Below are 16,391 nucleotides of genomic sequence, written 5' to 3'. Positions count from 1 at the left end.
GAGAAAGAACGTCAGGGGCGTGTTGGTAGCGTTGGCAACGAGAGCTATTGCTCGACGCCATTCGTCGCCGCCCCACGCCCCGGAGCTTCCCCCGTGTTGAGCGCCTTCGCAGCGATATCTTGAAGGTCGGCGACGTCCAGTTCCTCGGCGGCTTCACCGATCCCTGTCAAACGGCCGACGATGGCAACCATTGCCGTATAGACGCGGCTGTCTGGCGGCGTCATCTTCGATGCGATCTTGTCGAAATCAGGCTCGGAACCGGAAAGCTCCGCTGCGACTTGAGCGGTGTTGATTTCTTGCGCGGCTTTCGCGTTCGACGAATAGAAGCGCATCAGGTGAGCGACGTCGTCACCGATAACGACCATGTCGCCGCCCTTCGGCCTGCGGATCGTAACCGACGACACGGTCGAGCCGTTGATTTCGATCGGGTATTGAAGCGTGTGCTTTGTCATTTGGGAACCTGAAACAGAAAAAGGGCCCGCATGAGAGCGGGCCGGGGAGGGAAGCTATTCGGCGGTTAACCGCCGTTGCTGATACGGAGGATGTTATTGAAGTCCGGATCGGGATCGACGCCACCTTGCCGAAGCGTGTTCGTGAAGAAGTCCCAATAGAATTCTTCCTTGCCGTCGAAGAAAACCTCGTAGTGCAGCACCTCATTGATGGAATAATCGTGTCCCATCGTTTCGCCGCGCTTGAAGGCTTCGGGGGCAACCTTGGAAAGACGTCCTTCCATGATTGCTTTTGCTTCCAGTGCGTCGCCCGTCTTCTTGTCTCGAACGACGCCGTAGGCAGTGAAAACCTTCCGCTTTGTCGTTCCGAGGCCGAAGTCACGCAGGAGAGGCGCGTCCCAACCCTTGAGTTTGAACGTTGGCTCAAGCTTTTGGACGCCGACGGCGAACTCGACGCCAACCTTGCCACCGCCGGGAGTGTGATCGACAAGCGTCTCCTGCAAGTCGGGGAGCTTCAACTCATCAAGAGTGAGGAATTTCGAGTTCTTCGGATCGTGGTCGCCGACGAAAAGGTTCGCAGCCTCCATGATGTAAATGTTCGACATAATTGATTTCTCCGAAATCGAGGAACAAGAGGGAGCAACGGCGGCCTAAGCCGCCGCGCGAACCGGGTTAAGCTGCGACGTCGAGGCTCGTAAGCAGGTCGTCGAGGAGGGCATCGAGCGCCGGGCGATAGCGCGCCGACTGAATGCCGATGTAACGAAGGACGGGCGGCTCTTCGGCCTGAAACGCCACAGTGAAGCGACCAAGGCGAAGCTGTTCCGGGCTGTTCGCGTTCTTATTGAAGCCGACGCGGAAGCCGAGGAGGTCGCCGGTAGCCTGAATGTCGCGAAGTCCGCCCTTCATCGTCGCGAGAATGTCTTCGATAGTCCCGCGATCGATGTTGCGACGGCCGAGGAAATAGCGAAGCGTCTTGATAAACATCAGGTGGATGTAATCGCGGCCGCGCACCTGATTGTAGAAACGCCAAAGCGTATCTTCCGAACAAGTGTCCGTGCCGACATAGACATATCCGCCGTCGGCGATAGCGCCGTCGGAACTTTCGCCCCGGACGATAACGCCGATGTTCTTCGCCAAAAGCTGTTGACCTTCCGTCGCCCCGTCGAGGATCGAGAACTCAATCGGACGCGACGGCCCGACGATCCCGTAAATCGGCTGGTTGGCCCACGAATGGAACGGCCGCCCTTGGAACTCGTGATCCCGGCGAACCGCAACTCCGATGATTGCAGGCGAGGCGGGAACGACGACGACCTCGCCTTCGTCGTTCATGTATTTGACGCCGCTATCAACCGGAATGATGCGTTCCGACTGGATGCTCTCGCGCCAAGCAAAGGCTGCCGCCTGATTAGTCGATGGCCCGTCAACGACCGCCACGGCAAGAAGCCGGTCGAGAAGCGTCGGCAGGCCCGCAATAATCGCGTTGCTCGCCGTATCGACGGTTGCCATGAGGGCGGCGTTTTCGCCTGCGGTCGAAGTCACTGCCAGCGTTGGAGGCGAGGTGTAGCCTGCCCCGCCGTCGGTGATGGTGACGGCTGTAATTGCGCCGCCTACACCGATCGCGGAGACTTCGGCAATGAAGCCACTTCCGCCGCCGTCCGTCGCGGTAACAGCATCACCCACGACATAGCCGGTTCCTGCCGCGCCGACTGTCACGCCGCTGACGATGCCGGTCGACTGCGGCGTGTACCCGGGAACACAGATAAGGCGTGGCGTTAGGCCAAGCTCCGCGCCTGCGTTAAGGAGCGCGTACATACCGGTACGGCTGTTGATATCACCGCGCAGATTGACGATCGTTTCTGTAACGTCCGCCCCTTCTTCGACGCGAACGCCGACGATAGTCGCCGAGGCCTGAAACTCGCCAAGCTGCTGATTGATAAGCTCAACAGCAATCGGGCCGGTGCCCGTCTTGCCCATCTTCGCCAGCATGGCCACGTCATCAGAATAGAACTGCACGACGCGGTTAAGAGGGAAGGCGGCCGGATCGGCGTCGGGCGCGGTGTAGACCAGCCCGACAATCGACATGTCGGTTAGAATTGCGGGCCGTGGCTCATTATCGACGCGAGTAATCGACAGGCCGAAAGTTGGATCGCTCATGCTCAAGTCTCCTTTGTGAGCAATGCAAAAACAAAAAAGCCCGGCGCGATGGCCGGGCTTTCGGGCATAAAAAAAAACCGCCTCAAGGGCGGTCGTTGGAAACAGAAAAGCCGCCCGGAAGCGGCTCTTTTTCTACGTGCGGATCAACCCAAGAGCGTATCCCGTCAAGACAATGGCGGAGGCCAGAACGCCACGCCCTTCTAGTCGCAATCGTTCGCGCACGTAGGTTAGATTTCTGCGCTTCTTCTTGCCTTTCGCAGTCCAGACCGTCGCGCCGGGTTTGAAGGTCCAGTCGAGCCAGCCTGTTTCGGCGATGTCAAAAATTCGCACATCTTCATTAGCCAAGTACGTGCGATAAAGCGCGTGTTGGTCAACGTAGTAACGTCTTTGATTACGGTCGAGATATTCGCCAACTTCATCAAAGAACGACGCGCCCTTCGGATCGGCATAGACCATTGCTCCGAGAACCTGCATTCCTTCGCGTTCGAAGTCAGTCTTTCCCTTCTGATAGCCAAGCCGGAGGTATAGCCCCACTTCGGCGTCACGTCTGACAGGAATTGGTTGCATGACCAAACTGTCAATGTCGAGGACAACAATCGGTCGGCAGTAGTTCCGAAGAAGTGACGGAAGATAGAAGAAACGCAGCGATTGATAAAAAACCACGGCCTCGTTGTCTGTCATTTCTGCTGTAGCGCGAGGGTTCTCGACCACTTCAACAACCAAGCGGGCAATTTCAGATGCTGCAAATCGAGCAAGAAAAGGCGTAACGACGTCCTTTTCTATCTGCCTTGCACGCTTCGGAAGCCCCGGCCCCGGTGCAGGTGAGACAACCAAATGAACATTGTGACCCGCCGCAAGCGCCGATTTTGCAAAACCAACCGCATGTTTTCGAAAGTAATGCTCGTCCGACGCTGCCATAACAATGGGCAACGCCGATGCGAAGTTTGACCCGTCCATGAAAGCCCCCAATAAGCAAAGCTTAAATAACTGCGGCCACTTCACATTTCAATCGAAAACAGACCCTATTCGACTAAAGCTTAGAAGCTTCCAGCCAAAAACTATCCCGCTGTTCTTCGGTCCACTGCATTGCCAGACGGACCGTTTCAGTGAGGGCATGCAAGCGGTTGAAAGTATCCGCGCCGATTACAAGCATTTCGGCGTTAAACCGATCTTGTTCAGTCGGCAACGCATCGATGATCGCTTGCAAAGCCTGCGGGACCGCCCCCGATTTCATGGCTGCGAGGGCTTCCGCGTTCGTAATAATTCCTGCGACCGCTAGTTGCTGGAAGAATTGACGACGGCTTATTTCGTCCGGCACCGTATCAGATGCCGGAGATATGATTTCGGAGCCTGTCCAAGTTGCTCCATAGACTGTTCCACCGGGGCCGAACGTAAAACCGAAATCATTATCAATCCCCACAAGATTGTAGTCAGCAATCTGTGAATGCTGATAGTCATCCGTCATCGAGATAATGCGGTTCTCATCGTCGAGAGCGATATAAAACGCGTGCGGATATTCTTTCGCTAAGTCGAACCAGTCCGCGCCGTTGACATCCCGGAAAATCAATACGGGTTGCTTCTGATCGGGGGCGAAAACTGGCTCCCCTTCTTCATTCACACCTATCTGTTCGCCGGGAATGTCGATAACTTCTCGCGAGGCAACCATTTTGCCGAAGTTCTTCATTAGAAACCTCCAAAGGCCCGCCATCCCTGATAGGGAATGTGGACCTGTAATTGACGCGCATAGAACGTATACTGATCACCGCTATTACGTCCCGCTGCCGTGAAGACATATCCGCTTGGCGCACTCCAAGTTGTGTCCTTTGCCATTACGTTTGACACATATCCGGCAAAGCGAGTGTCGGTTACGCACCCATTCTTTCGGTCGTCGGCGAAGGCAGCCGCGCGGCTTTCAATTTGATTTATGATCGCCTGCGCGGTCCATCCCCCCACGTTTCCGGCTGTGCCCGCAGAATTTGCGTAATTCACGCTAAAGTTTGCGGGGTTCCAAACAAAATAATTGCCAGCGTCACCATCTGCGCCGCTGCCGCCCCAAACCCAAGTAGGCTGCCCGCCTTGGCCGCTCCAGTTAAAGTTGGCAACGCCGCCGCCAACCTTTCTTGGGTATGCGCGCCCTGCCATGTTTCCCGAAACGATGGCGTTCACGAGAGCCGTAATGGCAGTTTTGATGTTGCCCCATGTCGTTTTGAACGGGGTCGAACCGCCAGCGAGCACCCCGGCGAAAAAGTCGCCATCATCAGGCGTTGCCTTGCCATTAGCGCCGGCTAATGCGGCACCAACGGTGGCTGTCGTTGTCAGGGCTGGCAGTTGAGCGGCAGGCACCTTGCCGGTGCTGTCGAGGCTGGCAACCCCGTCCGCCTTTCCCTTGTCGACCATTCCGAGCGCATCGATATTGGAACGGCCTTGCGCTTTTTCGGCTAAGCTAAAGGACTGCGCAGCGTCAACCCGGACGCGGACGCCCAAGGCGTTGCCGACGGTGGTCGCAAACTCCGGGTCATTGCCGAGCGCGTCGGCAAGCTCTTTTAGCGTATCGAGCGCAGACCCGGAACCATTGATAAGGTCGTCAACCGCCGTTTTGATTGCCTGCGCAACCTCGTCGGCGGTCATGCCGTCCGTGATCCCGTAGCCGCCGAGCGTTGTCGGTTTTTCTTCCAGCTCGGCGAATTTGTGCTTGTGATTGCTAAACGAAGTCTCGAATGCCTTGATCTTGGCATCGATCGCCGTGAATGAGGTCGCTAAAATTGCGACCTCATTTATCTGAATGCCGGATGGAGACGGCAAAGGCCAATTGTAGTTTGCCGTGTTGGCCATTTATCACACCTTTGAAAGTAGCATGCGAACCGCCGACAACTCCGGCCGCGCCGCTGGCGTGCCGGTAATCGTAATCAACGTGCGCGCATCGAGGAGGGCCGCCGGGTAGGCGGATCGAATAAAGGTTTGCTCGACGAGGCCGTCGCCGAGTTGGGTTGCACTCGAAACCGGAATGTTCGGGTAATTGCCCGGCATTCCAATTTGGACCGTCGCGGAGGAACCGGCAGGCAAGCGGGCGTCGAGCGTCACCAACACTTTGTTTGTGTCGGCAGCGTCTATTGCTCGCGTTGCATAGTTCGCGGTGGTCTGTAACTCGCCCTCGATAATCTGGATATCGGGGAACAAGAACGGCGTTATGCGTTCGGTTCCGCGCAAGACTGCCTCGACTTGAATATCCTCATTCTGGATATACTCGTCGAACCGGATCGTCTGCGAGGGTGCCGAAGTGATTACTTCGCCGCTTGGTCGGCGGAGCCGGATCGAGATATCGACCGAAGGGTCGGGGTATTCGACGCCAGCACGAATAATCACGTCAGACATTTTGTTCGCCTTGAACGTGCCAATTGGGACAACCCGCTCGACAGGGTCAAAGCGACAGCCGAGCATTTCAAACCAGAGGTCAGCCTCGTTGTGAACGGTCCAAGTCGAAGCGTTCGACGATGAAAGCAGTACTCCGACGGTAAACGGTTGCTCCGAAATGACCGCGTTCGTGTCGAGGTCGATCTTGCCAATCTCGGCCACAAACAACGCATGCTCCGCGTCGTCCGTTAGCGCCACGAATGAAAATTCCCGGCCACCTTGGATGAAAACCGGGAAGTTGAAACGTGCTGTAAAGACTTCGCCTTCGACAAGATCAGTACCGGGAACGAACGCTTCGGCAAGAACGGTTTGCGTCGGCATGCCGACCTCAACCGTTCGAAGCTGTACCGCAATCGAGTTGCTTCGCGATCCCACTTTTGCGCACATCAGTCGGATGCCCGAGAGGCACCACGATTGAGCGAGCGTAAAAGTCTGTGCAAGCGGATCGTGCCCGCCGCCGCCATCGCTTCCGCCCTCTCTGCGGATCGGCGTCGAGTTATTCGCCGCAACATTCGTCACGTTGGTGACGTTCGTCACGTTATTGATGACGGTGTTATTGACGACGGGTTGGGGCATCGTATCCGTCGTTGTTTCGAGCGACGACGTAAGGCGATACTCCTCAACCGTGATCGAACCGCGTCCGACGTAGGTGCAGCCAGCTTCCGTTCCGACAGAGCCTTCAAAGTAAATGGACTTCGAACCGGCCGGAATGTTCGGCGGCGTGGTGAAATGCCCCGAAATTACACCGTCCTCGTCGGCAGGCCCCGACACGGTAGGCACGACGGGCACGCCATCGAACTCGACGAGCACCAAAGTTTCATTTTCGATGAAGCCTTCCAGCCGGAAGTTAACGTCCCGCTGCCGAATGAATTCGGCGTTGACTACGCGCTCGCTGACTTTCTCGACCCTTTGCTCAAGCGAGATACCGCTAATGAATTCACCTTCGCCAGCTTCAAAAGCCTGTGTTTCCGGTGACGTCCAAACGGTTTGCTTATCGGTCCAAATGTCGGTTGAAGGCTCAACGCTCGCGCGCCCTGGCATCGGAGTGAATGTCTGATAGGGGTTGATCTTCATCGCCTTGCTTCGCCGTGGCTGGCGAATGACGGCGACTTCGGAGAAATCCAGATGACGGATACCAACGAATGCCGGAAATTCATGCATGCGAGCGTAGATCGGCAAGGTCATCTTGCCGCCGAAAACGGCCGCCGTCTGTGCGATGCCTTGATCGCGCATGGCGTCATTGCGAAGCGGATCGACGAACAGGCCACGCTTTGCGCCAACATCGCGAGCGGAGACGTCGTTCTTAAGACGTTCCTGCGCAACGAGGTCGTACACGTCGAGCAACATCGTTCGAATGTCCTGAATTTCGCTGTAAGGCACATTCCGGACGCCGGTAACCTCGACGAGGGGCTTTTGACCCCAATCGTTCGAAATCCGGGCGAGTTCGATCATGCTGTCCGATACAATCGGAGGGCGCGGGCGAGACACCGCAGAAGTGCCCGTCACGTAAACCATTGACCCGGTCATATCCATGCAAACAGCGTCTATGCGAGGCAGCTTGTATGCATAGTCGATAAGAACGTTCGTATCCTTGGCCGCCCCGGTCACCGTGACGCTGTCGCGGGTGACCTCGTCCGGCTGGATATTCTCGTTGTACCGATATTTGACCGTGTAGGTCGTTCCGGGCGCGGGTTCCGCGCCGGACGGCGACCAGTCAATTTGACCCTGCGAAAGCAACCAGCTTGCGGGCGAGGTATAGACCGTACTGCCCTGTTTGATTTCAAGGATCGCAGTGACCGACGGGTGTTCCAGCGGATCGACGACACCGGAATAAGGCCCGTGAAGGACGCTTTCAGTGACCTCCTTTTCCACTGTTACCCGACGAACGCTCGAAATCGGTGCCTTGGACACCTTGAACGTCTGCGTTCCGCCGGTCGCCTCGGTAAACGGGTGCGGCTCGGCGTCGACGTTGCGAAGGTCCGGCTTTTCCTCAACATCAAACGGATATGATTGTCGCCGCACGATGCGGCGGCCGTTCACATAGGCCGTTCCTTCTGAAACGGAGAACCCCTGCTTTCCGTCCGGCTTCGGGCCGAGCGCAGTAATCAGGAAGCCGTTGAAGACATAAGAGCCGTTGCTCTCGCGCGAATAGCCTTCAATGGCCTTGTAGATTTCCGAAAAGTCGATGTTGGTTGAAGTCGTGAGGATAACACCGTCTCGAACCTGATATACCGAAACCAGCGGGGAGGGATCGCCGTCCTGCGAATGACCCCAAATCACCGTGATTTCGATGCGGCTTGGACCTTCCTCCATATAGGCTTCTGTGCCGGGGATCGAACCTTTCAAATCGACGTCGACCACGTCTGTTATGAGGACTTGAGTGCTCCTCACACCGATAGTCAGGTCGCCCTTGTTGGGAAGAACAAAGGTCGCCGCAGGCACGTCGTGGACGATACCTTCGATATAGATCGGGCAGGCAGGGAGCCGCACGCGAATGTGGTCGTCGTCTTCGATTTCGACGACGGGGTCTTGACCATCCATGACGCGACCGTCTTGAAGGATATAATCAAACCCGCGCCGCATGTGGTCGATGTTCATCGACTGCATTTCATTCAAGTCAGTCGATTGAAGGTAGATGCCCTTTTTGTCGCGGCCGACGTCCTGAAACGCGATTGCGTGGCGACGTAACGCACGATCAAATCGATCGCCGTAACCGGCGCGCTTAATGATGCTGCTCATGGCACCTCACATTGTCAGAACGAAAGTGAATGTCTGGCCGATCGAGCCATCGCGAATGATTGGCGAGAAGCGATCGACCTCGATCATTTTCCCAAGATCGACGACATTGGCGACGGGGATATACATCTCCCCGGCGGGCACGCTCTCGGCCAATTTTGTGCCGACATACATGCCTGTTTCCCGCAACGTGTTTGTGCTGGCGTCGTCGAGGTCGAGTTGAAACCGGATGAAGATGAACCCGGTCGGTTCGGAGCTTTGGGAAAACTTCGCGCCGTCTGCCATGACAATTTCGCCATTGGGATCGGGCACTACGAAATATTTGTCGCGGGTTCTCGTCATGCCTACTGCATTTTCGAGGCTGGTCAGGATTGACCATGCGGCATCTTGAGCCGCTTGTTCTTCGGGCGTTGTCGGGCGGGGCTGGTCGTCCCATTCCGGCAGGCCCTCGCCGACGGCGAGAAAGAGCGTCATGTCGTAGAGCGCTTTCGCCAATGCGACGCGCCCGTCTTGGGTAAAGACAGCCATTTATTCTAATCCTGTTTGGACACGCGGCACCGGAGCACCGAAAGGTTGATGAACAAACGGCGCATTCTGGAATGCGACCGTTGCGCGGTTGCGGTACTCGACCCGAACCGCCGCCAGCGATGCGAAACGCGCCGAAAGCTGGTTCACTGGAATGATCGATTTGACGGTTCGAACCATCTCAATGTGTTGGACCTCTTTGACGTCGACGCGCCCGCCCGTCGGGACGATGACTTGCTTGCGGTGATTGACGCGAATTGAAACCACAGGCCCGCCGGGTTCCTTGCGAGTGCCGGACCAAGTGTTCAACCCGGCTCCGCCGTTTAGGCGGTGCTCGTTCAATCGAAATGCGCGGACGTCCCACCCTGCGGTTAGCCGGGCGAATTCTGAGCGTAAGGGCTTCGAAGATTGAACAAGTTGCGTTGTCGGCCGCAAGAATTGAGTGTTGGTCGGTTCAAACGGGAGGTGGACTTGAAACCACCACCATTTGCGCGCCGTCGCCGGAAACTCCTCGATATCACCATCGTGATTTATCCAGCGTAATGCCTTGTGGATCGCTGCGGGCGTTCCAATAATTCGCTGCCATTGGATACCTTCGCGAATGACGTCCCGCAGGTTGGGGAGGAACTCGGCGACCTCTGACAAGCCATACTCCGCGACGAGATACGGAATAACACTGTCGATCGGATGAAACTTGAACCCGCGCAATTCGACGATGCCGGGCGACAGTTCCGGGGTTCGGTCAAGAGCCTCCGAGAATGCCTTTTCCAGCGCCGTCGCATTGCCCGGAAGCAATGCGATACGTTCGATCATCAGTAATCGCGCCCCATGTAGTTGAGTTTTATCTCGCCTATGGCGATTGCAGTGCCGGGCGCTGCGACGAGAGGGGCGCTCGGACTAAGCATTTCCACACGCTGGACGCCTGCCATATGCAAGCGCGCCTCAACCCAAGACGGCACGAGGTCGAAGCCGATCCCGGTTTCCGTTGTCCAAGCCTTCCGCAGAGCATCTTGAAGCGGCGTCAAATCCGCGAGCGGAGCCGACGGAAGTAGCCAAACATTCGCCTCAATGTCCGTCCGGTTCTGGACAGCCGCTTCGACGACAACCGTATCGTTTAACGGCCGTACGTCGTCGCTCGTGACGATCGTCCGAACCGCGTCAAGCATAACAGCATCGGGAATGCCGTCGTTTTCGCGGGATAGAATGGCGACGTGAATAATCGGCCAGAAATCCTCACGATAGACGGCAACGTCCCGGATACGAACGTCGGCACGTCTGGCCGCCGCTTTATACCAGTTCGCACCCCCCGCAGGTGAACGGGCTTGGATGGCGAGAATTGTCCGGCTGCGGAAAGCCTCGTCGTCTTCCCCTTCCAATTTCTCGACATCATAGAACGCCGCAAGGTGTTCAAGGTCCGCACCCGTTGCAAACGCCAAGAGGTTTGCCCGGGCTGCATCATTGACGCGAGCACGGACAAGGATTTCCCGGAATGCCGCAACTTGCAGCAACTTATTTGAAAGCGCGCTTTCCAGCGCGAGCGTAGGTTCGATTGCAGGAAACAAACGAATTAGCTCATCCTGCATGTCGGCAAGTATTTGCTCGAACTCAATCGGTTCGATCACGTCCGGCGACGGGTAACTTTCGAGATTGATTGTCATATCAAAACAAGCCCCCGGCCCACGGCCCCACTAATGGTTAAATGCTTCGGGCTGCCCGACGAGAAAATGCCGATCAGCGCGAGGGGGCGATAGTCGCCCTCAATACGAACTTGGAACTCGCCGCTCCGGTTTACGGAGAGCGGCGTAATCCTCGCGATCTTGAAGCGAGGCTCCCACTGGTCGATTGCTGACGTCACCGCAGCAAAGAACCGAACAATCGTTTCAGTGGTGAGATTTTCGCCCATCAATGGCGGGACGATCGAGCCATACCATTCACGCATGACGCGCTCACCGAAGAACGTGGAAAGAAAATCACCGATGCATTGCTCGACATGCGCCCAACCTTCGATGACTTCCCCGGTTTGGCGATCGATATCGATGCCAAGGGCAGAGTTAAGCGACATGGTAGTTCCTCCGGCTACTTCCCGACTTTCCGCCGTTGCTTCTTTGGTTCTGGCCCGGTGTCAGGCGGTGCAAGCTCGATTGTACCGAGCGCAAGTTCGTAGGCAGCTTGATCGTCGGAAAGATTGAGCTTTCCGTCTTCGGGCCTTCGCTGCCCGGCAACCCATTCGCCCGCACGTTCGGTAACGAGGTAAGTTCTTTTCATCGGTGTTTCTCCTAGTTGGCCGGGCCGCTAGTTCTTGCCCCGCCTCGCTCAACCCCGCCGTGAATGTGGTCGGAACCGATATTCTTTTCGTCGTGCTCGATCTTTCCGCCAGTGGTGGTCAAACCGCTGGCTGAAATTTGATGCGTGACGCCTCCGACGGAAAACGTTGCCCCGGATGCTTTGAACGAAACGGAAAAACCGCCGATTGTGAGCAACAGCTCGTCGCCGCGAAGTTCGATCCGCGCATCGCCGAAAGTCAGCACGTTTTCGCTTCCCTTTTCGCTCGGCGATTTGTTCGCGTCGCTCCACGTCATCGGGACGGCAAGCCCTTGCCGAAAGTCGCCCGATCCGCTTAGGACTGTCATTTGCTGGCCGACTGTGGGCGGCGCGTGAACCTTCAAGCCGCCTGCAATTTGCGCATATGGGATGGGAGGCGAGAGCATCGGCTCTTTGTCGCTTCCGCCAAGGCGAACGCGAACCGTCCCCGATTTTGGATCAACTTCCGCGACCGGGCCTTGCTTGACCATGCCGTCGAAGCGCCGCTCTATTTCTGCAGTCCGTCGTAGCACTTCGACGAGGAGCTTATCCAATCTCATTGTAGCTCCTCCGGCCCGTCGACTTCGACGGCCTTTTGCTCGTCGACTGTAAAGTCGTCTGACATATCAACGGCGGCGAGAGGAACAATCTCGGCTATTCCAACGGGCTTGCTGCCGATGATATCCGTCTCGTCGTTCGCAAGGCCAAGCTGTCCGCGCGCGATTTCCCAAGGCAGATAGTCGCCGCCTGAAATCTCCGCTTCTATGATCTTGGCGAGCTTCGCTAAATCCGGGTCGGCTTTCATGGCGTCGAGCACTTTCACCCATACGCCCGAGGGCTTTTCGCCCGGCGTTGGCTCGTTAATATGGTCAATCACATAGATAAACTGGCGGGCGGCGTATCTGACGCCGTTTGCATCGTCCGCGCCACGTCGGCTTGAAATCGAATGAACCTTCGGGACGAGAGTTCGCCAAATGTCGCCCCAAAAACCACCATCGGCGGATAGGGCTTTTGCAATCTGGTAGCCGATAATTCCGACAGTCGTTTCAAGACCGGCGTCTGTCGCCGGGATAGTCACGACTTCCGTCGTCTCGCCGTCAGCGACATTGACGGAAGCCTTTTGCGTAACCGCCGTCTCGATCACTAGTTCAAGTTTATGGTCGCCCGCGCGCAGGTCGCGCCCCGTTATGTCGACGTTGTCGTCGTCGGTCGTGACGACAATTACGTTCCGTTGCTCGTCTTTAGCGACAAGGTTGACCGGATTTATCTTGCTGTCGAAAACCAATTCCTCGGCAAAGGTGCGCCCACGTAATGCGCGAACCGTGGCGATACGGATAACGAGGGCTACGAGGCTCATTTGTTTCCATCCAGTACAAGAGAGACGATAACGTCGCCACGGTCGGAACTTTCCGGCGCGCGGGATACTTCGTAGGGCGGCTCATTCGGCCGCTCGATTAGGAGAATTTGGTCGCCTTCGCGAAGCTCGTATTTCAACGCTTCATAGATCGTAGGATCGAACCAAATGGCCGCCTCACGCTGTGAAAGACGCGTTGAAGTGTTGATCTTCGTGCCGCGCCGCGATCCGTCAAAAGGTGCGGTTTCCGGCGTCAATGAAACGACGACGAAAACGTCTACAATTCGACGGTCGGGATCGGGAGAGGGTTCGCTATAATCGCTTTGAATGCGAGGTACGACCCGAACAAATTCCCCAAGCTCACGCTGCACCGCCCGTAAGGCGGTGCGCGCTGCGATGCTGTTGGGGCGCATAGCGGTTAGGTCCGCTTGCCCTTCAAGAGCACCTTCGGACGGGTACAGTATTGGAGCGCGTTCATCTGCGTATCCAGATGACGCCCCTTGCCGGTAGGCATTGCGTACTGTCGGTTATAGAGACGCTGCCCCATCGTATTGACGGTATCTTCGTAATCCGCAGGTGCGTAGGCTGTTTTGAACAAGCCAGGTACACCAACCGGGAACAGGTGACAGCTATCGGCATCGATAAAGGTCGTAGAACCTACAGAGCCGCGATAGTTTTCCCAAACGATGCCGCCGAACTCAAAAATGCCGTAGCTTGAACGGTTCGGGCCGACATAACCGTCGCGCAGGATTTGCGCTTCAGACCAGCCTTTATAAGTCTCGCGAACTTCACGATGCGATAGGAGGTCATCGAAGAAGTTGTCCCCCACAAAAGCATGTATTCCAGTGAACGGGACACCGCCAAGACTATCGGCCGATCGACGAACGACGGACGCACATTTCTTGCGAAGAATGCCTTCTCCCGGGTTCGCTGCATCGAGATCGAAATCGATTGCAGCCGACTGCTGAACACCGAACTCGGTAAACAGGTTCAATGTTGAACCGTCGGCATAAGTTACGATGCCCTGTACGGCCCCCATGCGCGCGAATTCTTCGGTCGCTGCCATGCTATTGACGTGCGTTACCTGTCGTTGTCCAACCTTTTGCATGACAGTCATCAATGCGCGCTCTTGGCCGAAAGCGCGGATGTTCTGCACTTCTTCCGCATAAATCGCGTCATTGATTTCGAAGTGCGGAACGATCAGCGAGCGAAGGTCGCGCTTTTCCTTGGCGATCGTCGTGCCCGGTCCACCGCGAGGAGTTGGCGGGACGATAACCAGAATATCGCCCTTCTTCTCGATGGCGATCGTTGTCGTATCGACGCTTTCGACCCCAAACAGGCCCATTTCGCCGATGCGACCGGGCACAAATTTCAGTTCGTTGATAACGTCAGTCAAGCTCGTGGTCGAAAACGCCGCGTCGTTAAAAATATCCAACATTTAAGTTGTCTCCAAATTTTCGAAGTGTGGTGCGTTGCTGCGGCAGGAGGCGTTAGCGAACGATGATGCCAAGGGCGGCGAGCGCGGAAATTGCCGCAGCCTTTTTCTCCGCTACAATCTCCTCCGGCCAAGCGAGGCAATGATTATTCACCTCGGCGTCACGGCGGAGCGCCGCAATCTTGACAGTTTCACCCTCGCCAGTGAGGGCCGGATAGATCGCGATGGCGGCGGGCTTTTCACTACCGTCGTCCCCGTCCGGATTGTAGGCAACTGCCTGATAATCCCCGGCCTCAACGCCGACGATCACCTCAAAGCGGTCACCTGCGGCAAATGCAGTACCACCGGCCGCGATAGTGAACTTGACCTCCTTATTGAAGGCGGTGCCTACCGTGGCATTGCCGATGTTGACGCCTTTCGGGTCCTCGACTGCAAAGGCTGTGTCCGAAGTCGCGATCACGACATAGGTGCCATTCTTGGCCTTGGACGAAACAGGGGTGCCCGCCATCGTCAGCGTGCCGTTACCGGCATTTTCGGCACCTGCGGCAACCGTTGCGGTTACGCCGGTCGCCATTGCGAGGAACGCCAAGATCGTTCCTGCCTCAATGGCCTGCTCTGCAGCGACTGTCACGTTTTCGCGCGAGCGGTGGCCGTTCGCCTCGCTCAAGATAAATTCGCCCGCGTGGCGGGGTTCGATGAACACTTTCGACATTGTTCAATCTCCAATGAAAACGATTTTGGGAAATGTGGGAGGGCGCTTGAAAGCGCCCCGCGATCACATGCGGGCGTTGAGCTTGCTTGTGACTTCTCCCCACGCGGCTTTAGTCTTTTCCGCCTTGTTCGGCTGTTTGTCGGCCTTGGGGTCAAACACTACGAGGCCGCCGACGGCCTCATGTGAACGCTGCCCGTCGATATCGGCGTCGTTTTCAGGTTCCGGCTTTGCAGCTTCCAGCCCTGACAGCACGCCTTTAGCCGTTTCCGCCGAAAGGTCCGTCGTAAATGCAAGGTGCATTGCCGAGGTTTCGCGGCCTTTGGCTTCCGGCAGGTTGAGAATGGCCTGAATGCGGGTCCGCTCTGCGGTCGCTCCCGCCTTTTCTCCGACCGTCTGGCCTTCGGTTCGGGCGGCTGCTACGGCGGCATCGTGTTCCGCGCGAGCGATCATTTGTTCATTCATGGTAGTGCTCCTAAACTTGGAGGTTGTGGAAGGGGATCGCCCGTCCAGTTCTTTGATGACCGCCTCGAAATTGCCGATGCGATCAGCCATTCCGGCCGCAACAGCGGCCGATCCGATAAGCACGTCTCCGCCGCCAAACTTGGCAATCACGTCGTCGGGCTTTACGCCTCGGCCGTCCGCGACCGTGGCTATAAAAACTTCGGCGAGCGCATCAATCGTGCGCTGAATGCGCGCTCGCCCTTCGTCTGTTGAGAGGTCCGTTCGCTTCCCGGGGGATTGCGAGGAAATGAATTCGATACGTCCGGCCTCGGCGTCCTTTTTGCTGGTGTCCTGCAAGGCCGCGCGGACGCCGATCGAACCGAGCAAAGCAGTATCGGCGATCACGATTTCCGTTGACTGCGAGGCAAGCCAGTAGCCAGCCGAGGCCGCAGCACCGCCGACGTAAGCGACAATCGGCTTAATCGCCTTTCCTGCGCGAACGGCCTTCGCCAACTCGTCGACATTCGTCACCGATCCGCCGGGCGTGTCGTAAGACATGACAATCGCGCGGATCGACGGGTCGTCGAGCGACGCTTGAAGATCACGCCGCAAGACGTCGTAGGAGGTCGCGCCGGATATGGCCGTAAAAAGGTTTGCCCGGCTGACAAGTGGGCCTCGAACATCAAGAATTGCGACCGCACCACGTCGAGTTAGTCTTTCTGCGGTCGGGACATGCTCGGCGCGGTAGGCTTCAAGAGCCTCTATCGAGACGTCATTTTCGCGGGCGGCAACGGAGAGGACGAGTTCCAGCCCTTCGGCTGTGATCGCCCACGGCTCCGCAAGCGCTGCCCGGAGAGCGCGCGTTGCTGGCAT

At 56.9% G+C, this 16,391-nt stretch carries 18 protein-coding genes; all 18 read right to left on the bottom strand.

Annotation, left to right across the window (positions count from 1 at the left end):
* Window positions 1-44 precede the first annotated feature (44 nt).
* Complete coding sequence (locus F9K91_RS02415) at window positions 45-452, bottom strand: phage tail assembly protein (protein WP_151677117.1); 408 nt, start codon at window positions 450-452, stop codon at window positions 45-47.
* A 65-nt stretch (window positions 453-517) separates the two neighbouring features.
* Window positions 518-1,054, bottom strand: a complete 537-nt coding sequence (locus tag F9K91_RS02410) for a phage major tail tube protein (protein ID WP_138785357.1) — start codon at window positions 1,052-1,054, stop codon at window positions 518-520.
* A gap of 67 nt (window positions 1,055-1,121) precedes the next feature.
* The gene (locus tag F9K91_RS02405; protein WP_151677116.1) at window positions 1,122-2,603 is read right to left on the bottom strand and encodes a phage tail sheath protein; all 1,482 of its coding nucleotides are present in this window, start codon (window positions 2,601-2,603) and stop codon (window positions 1,122-1,124) included.
* Between the two features lie 132 nt (window positions 2,604-2,735).
* The gene (locus F9K91_RS02400) at window positions 2,736-3,560 is read right to left on the bottom strand and encodes a hypothetical protein (RefSeq protein WP_151677115.1); all 825 of its coding nucleotides are present in this window, start codon (window positions 3,558-3,560) and stop codon (window positions 2,736-2,738) included.
* A 73-nt stretch (window positions 3,561-3,633) separates the two neighbouring features.
* On the bottom strand, window positions 3,634-4,287 hold the full coding sequence (locus F9K91_RS02395) for a hypothetical protein (RefSeq protein WP_151677114.1): 654 nt from the start codon (window positions 4,285-4,287) through the stop codon (window positions 3,634-3,636).
* Window positions 4,287-5,435, bottom strand: a complete 1,149-nt coding sequence (locus tag F9K91_RS02390) for a DEAD/DEAH box helicase family protein (protein ID WP_151677113.1) — start codon at window positions 5,433-5,435, stop codon at window positions 4,287-4,289. The genes F9K91_RS02395 and F9K91_RS02390 overlap by 1 nt, the downstream gene beginning before the upstream one ends.
* Window positions 5,436-5,438: 3 nt before the next feature.
* Complete coding sequence (locus F9K91_RS02385; RefSeq protein WP_151677112.1) at window positions 5,439-8,753, bottom strand: DUF4815 domain-containing protein; 3,315 nt, start codon at window positions 8,751-8,753, stop codon at window positions 5,439-5,441.
* 6 nt (window positions 8,754-8,759) lie between these two features.
* Window positions 8,760-9,278 carry a hypothetical protein gene (locus F9K91_RS02380; protein ID WP_151677111.1) on the bottom strand — a complete coding sequence of 173 codons (519 nt, stop codon included), beginning with the start codon at window positions 9,276-9,278 and terminating at the stop codon, window positions 8,760-8,762.
* Complete coding sequence (locus tag F9K91_RS02375; protein ID WP_151677110.1) at window positions 9,279-10,088, bottom strand: phage tail protein; 810 nt, start codon at window positions 10,086-10,088, stop codon at window positions 9,279-9,281.
* Window positions 10,088-10,933, bottom strand: coding sequence for a baseplate assembly protein (locus F9K91_RS02370; RefSeq protein WP_151677109.1), 846 nt, complete (start codon window positions 10,931-10,933; stop codon window positions 10,088-10,090). The genes F9K91_RS02375 and F9K91_RS02370 overlap by 1 nt, the downstream gene beginning before the upstream one ends.
* Window positions 10,930-11,337 carry a GPW/gp25 family protein gene (locus F9K91_RS02365; RefSeq protein WP_151677108.1) on the bottom strand — a complete coding sequence of 136 codons (408 nt, stop codon included), beginning with the start codon at window positions 11,335-11,337 and terminating at the stop codon, window positions 10,930-10,932. Before F9K91_RS02365 ends, F9K91_RS02370 begins: the two co-directional genes overlap by 4 nt.
* A 14-nt stretch (window positions 11,338-11,351) precedes the next feature.
* Window positions 11,352-11,540, bottom strand: a complete 189-nt coding sequence (locus F9K91_RS02360; protein ID WP_151677107.1) for a hypothetical protein — start codon at window positions 11,538-11,540, stop codon at window positions 11,352-11,354.
* Between the two features lie 11 nt (window positions 11,541-11,551).
* Entirely contained in the window at window positions 11,552-12,136 is a 585-nt protein-coding gene (locus F9K91_RS02355) for a phage baseplate assembly protein V (RefSeq protein ID WP_151677106.1), read from the bottom strand.
* On the bottom strand, window positions 12,133-12,933 hold the full coding sequence (locus F9K91_RS02350) for a hypothetical protein (protein ID WP_151677105.1): 801 nt from the start codon (window positions 12,931-12,933) through the stop codon (window positions 12,133-12,135). The genes F9K91_RS02355 and F9K91_RS02350 overlap by 4 nt, the downstream gene beginning before the upstream one ends.
* Window positions 12,930-13,343, bottom strand: a complete 414-nt coding sequence (locus F9K91_RS02345; RefSeq protein ID WP_151677104.1) for a hypothetical protein — start codon at window positions 13,341-13,343, stop codon at window positions 12,930-12,932. Before F9K91_RS02345 ends, F9K91_RS02350 begins: the two co-directional genes overlap by 4 nt.
* Before the next feature lie 5 nt (window positions 13,344-13,348).
* Window positions 13,349-14,368 (bottom strand): major capsid protein, encoded by a 1,020-nt coding sequence (locus F9K91_RS02340; RefSeq protein WP_151677103.1) that lies wholly within the window; start codon window positions 14,366-14,368, stop codon window positions 13,349-13,351.
* 52 nt (window positions 14,369-14,420) lie between these two features.
* Window positions 14,421-15,077 (bottom strand): head decoration protein, encoded by a 657-nt coding sequence (locus F9K91_RS02335; RefSeq protein ID WP_151677102.1) that lies wholly within the window; start codon window positions 15,075-15,077, stop codon window positions 14,421-14,423.
* A gap of 63 nt (window positions 15,078-15,140) precedes the next feature.
* Entirely contained in the window at window positions 15,141-16,391 is a 1,251-nt protein-coding gene (locus F9K91_RS02330) for a S49 family peptidase (protein ID WP_151677101.1), read from the bottom strand.

The sequence above is a fragment of the Brucella tritici genome, from assembly GCF_008932295.1.
GTDB lineage: Bacteria > Pseudomonadota > Alphaproteobacteria > Rhizobiales > Rhizobiaceae > Brucella > Brucella tritici.
The sequence above is the reverse complement of the archived record's forward strand: the minus strand, read 5'-3'. Positions and strand labels throughout refer to the sequence as shown.

Bases quoted from the DNA above. Each gene is read 5' to 3' on its own strand.
- F9K91_RS02380 (WP_151677111.1), bottom strand. From the start codon at position 9,278: ATGGCTGTCTTTACCCAAGACGGGCGCGTCGCATTGGCGAAAGCGCTC.
- F9K91_RS02355 (WP_151677106.1), bottom strand. From the start codon at position 12,136: ATGAGATTGGATAAGCTCCTCGTCGAAGTGCTACGACGGACTGCAGAA.
- F9K91_RS02390 (WP_151677113.1), bottom strand. From the start codon at position 5,435: ATGGCCAACACGGCAAACTACAATTGGCCTTTGCCGTCTCCATCCGGC.
- F9K91_RS02335 (WP_151677102.1), bottom strand. From the start codon at position 15,077: ATGTCGAAAGTGTTCATCGAACCCCGCCACGCGGGCGAATTTATCTTG.
- F9K91_RS02395 (WP_151677114.1), bottom strand. From the start codon at position 4,287: ATGAAGAACTTCGGCAAAATGGTTGCCTCGCGAGAAGTTATCGACATT.
- F9K91_RS02350 (WP_151677105.1), bottom strand. From the start codon at position 12,933: ATGAGCCTCGTAGCCCTCGTTATCCGTATCGCCACGGTTCGCGCATTA.
- F9K91_RS02370 (WP_151677109.1), bottom strand. From the start codon at position 10,933: ATGACAATCAATCTCGAAAGTTACCCGTCGCCGGACGTGATCGAACCG.
- F9K91_RS02345 (WP_151677104.1), bottom strand. From the start codon at position 13,343: ATGCGCCCCAACAGCATCGCAGCGCGCACCGCCTTACGGGCGGTGCAG.
- F9K91_RS02415 (WP_151677117.1), bottom strand. From the start codon at position 452: ATGACAAAGCACACGCTTCAATACCCGATCGAAATCAACGGCTCGACC.
- F9K91_RS02405 (WP_151677116.1), bottom strand. From the start codon at position 2,603: ATGAGCGATCCAACTTTCGGCCTGTCGATTACTCGCGTCGATAATGAG.
- F9K91_RS02385 (WP_151677112.1), bottom strand. From the start codon at position 8,753: ATGAGCAGCATCATTAAGCGCGCCGGTTACGGCGATCGATTTGATCGT.
- F9K91_RS02360 (WP_151677107.1), bottom strand. From the start codon at position 11,540: ATGAAAAGAACTTACCTCGTTACCGAACGTGCGGGCGAATGGGTTGCC.
- F9K91_RS02365 (WP_151677108.1), bottom strand. From the start codon at position 11,337: ATGTCGCTTAACTCTGCCCTTGGCATCGATATCGATCGCCAAACCGGG.
- F9K91_RS02330 (WP_151677101.1), bottom strand. From the start codon at position 16,391: ATGCCAGCAACGCGCGCTCTCCGGGCAGCGCTTGCGGAGCCGTGGGCG.
- F9K91_RS02340 (WP_151677103.1), bottom strand. From the start codon at position 14,368: ATGTTGGATATTTTTAACGACGCGGCGTTTTCGACCACGAGCTTGACT.
- F9K91_RS02410 (WP_138785357.1), bottom strand. From the start codon at position 1,054: ATGTCGAACATTTACATCATGGAGGCTGCGAACCTTTTCGTCGGCGAC.
- F9K91_RS02375 (WP_151677110.1), bottom strand. From the start codon at position 10,088: ATGATCGAACGTATCGCATTGCTTCCGGGCAATGCGACGGCGCTGGAA.
- F9K91_RS02400 (WP_151677115.1), bottom strand. From the start codon at position 3,560: ATGGACGGGTCAAACTTCGCATCGGCGTTGCCCATTGTTATGGCAGCG.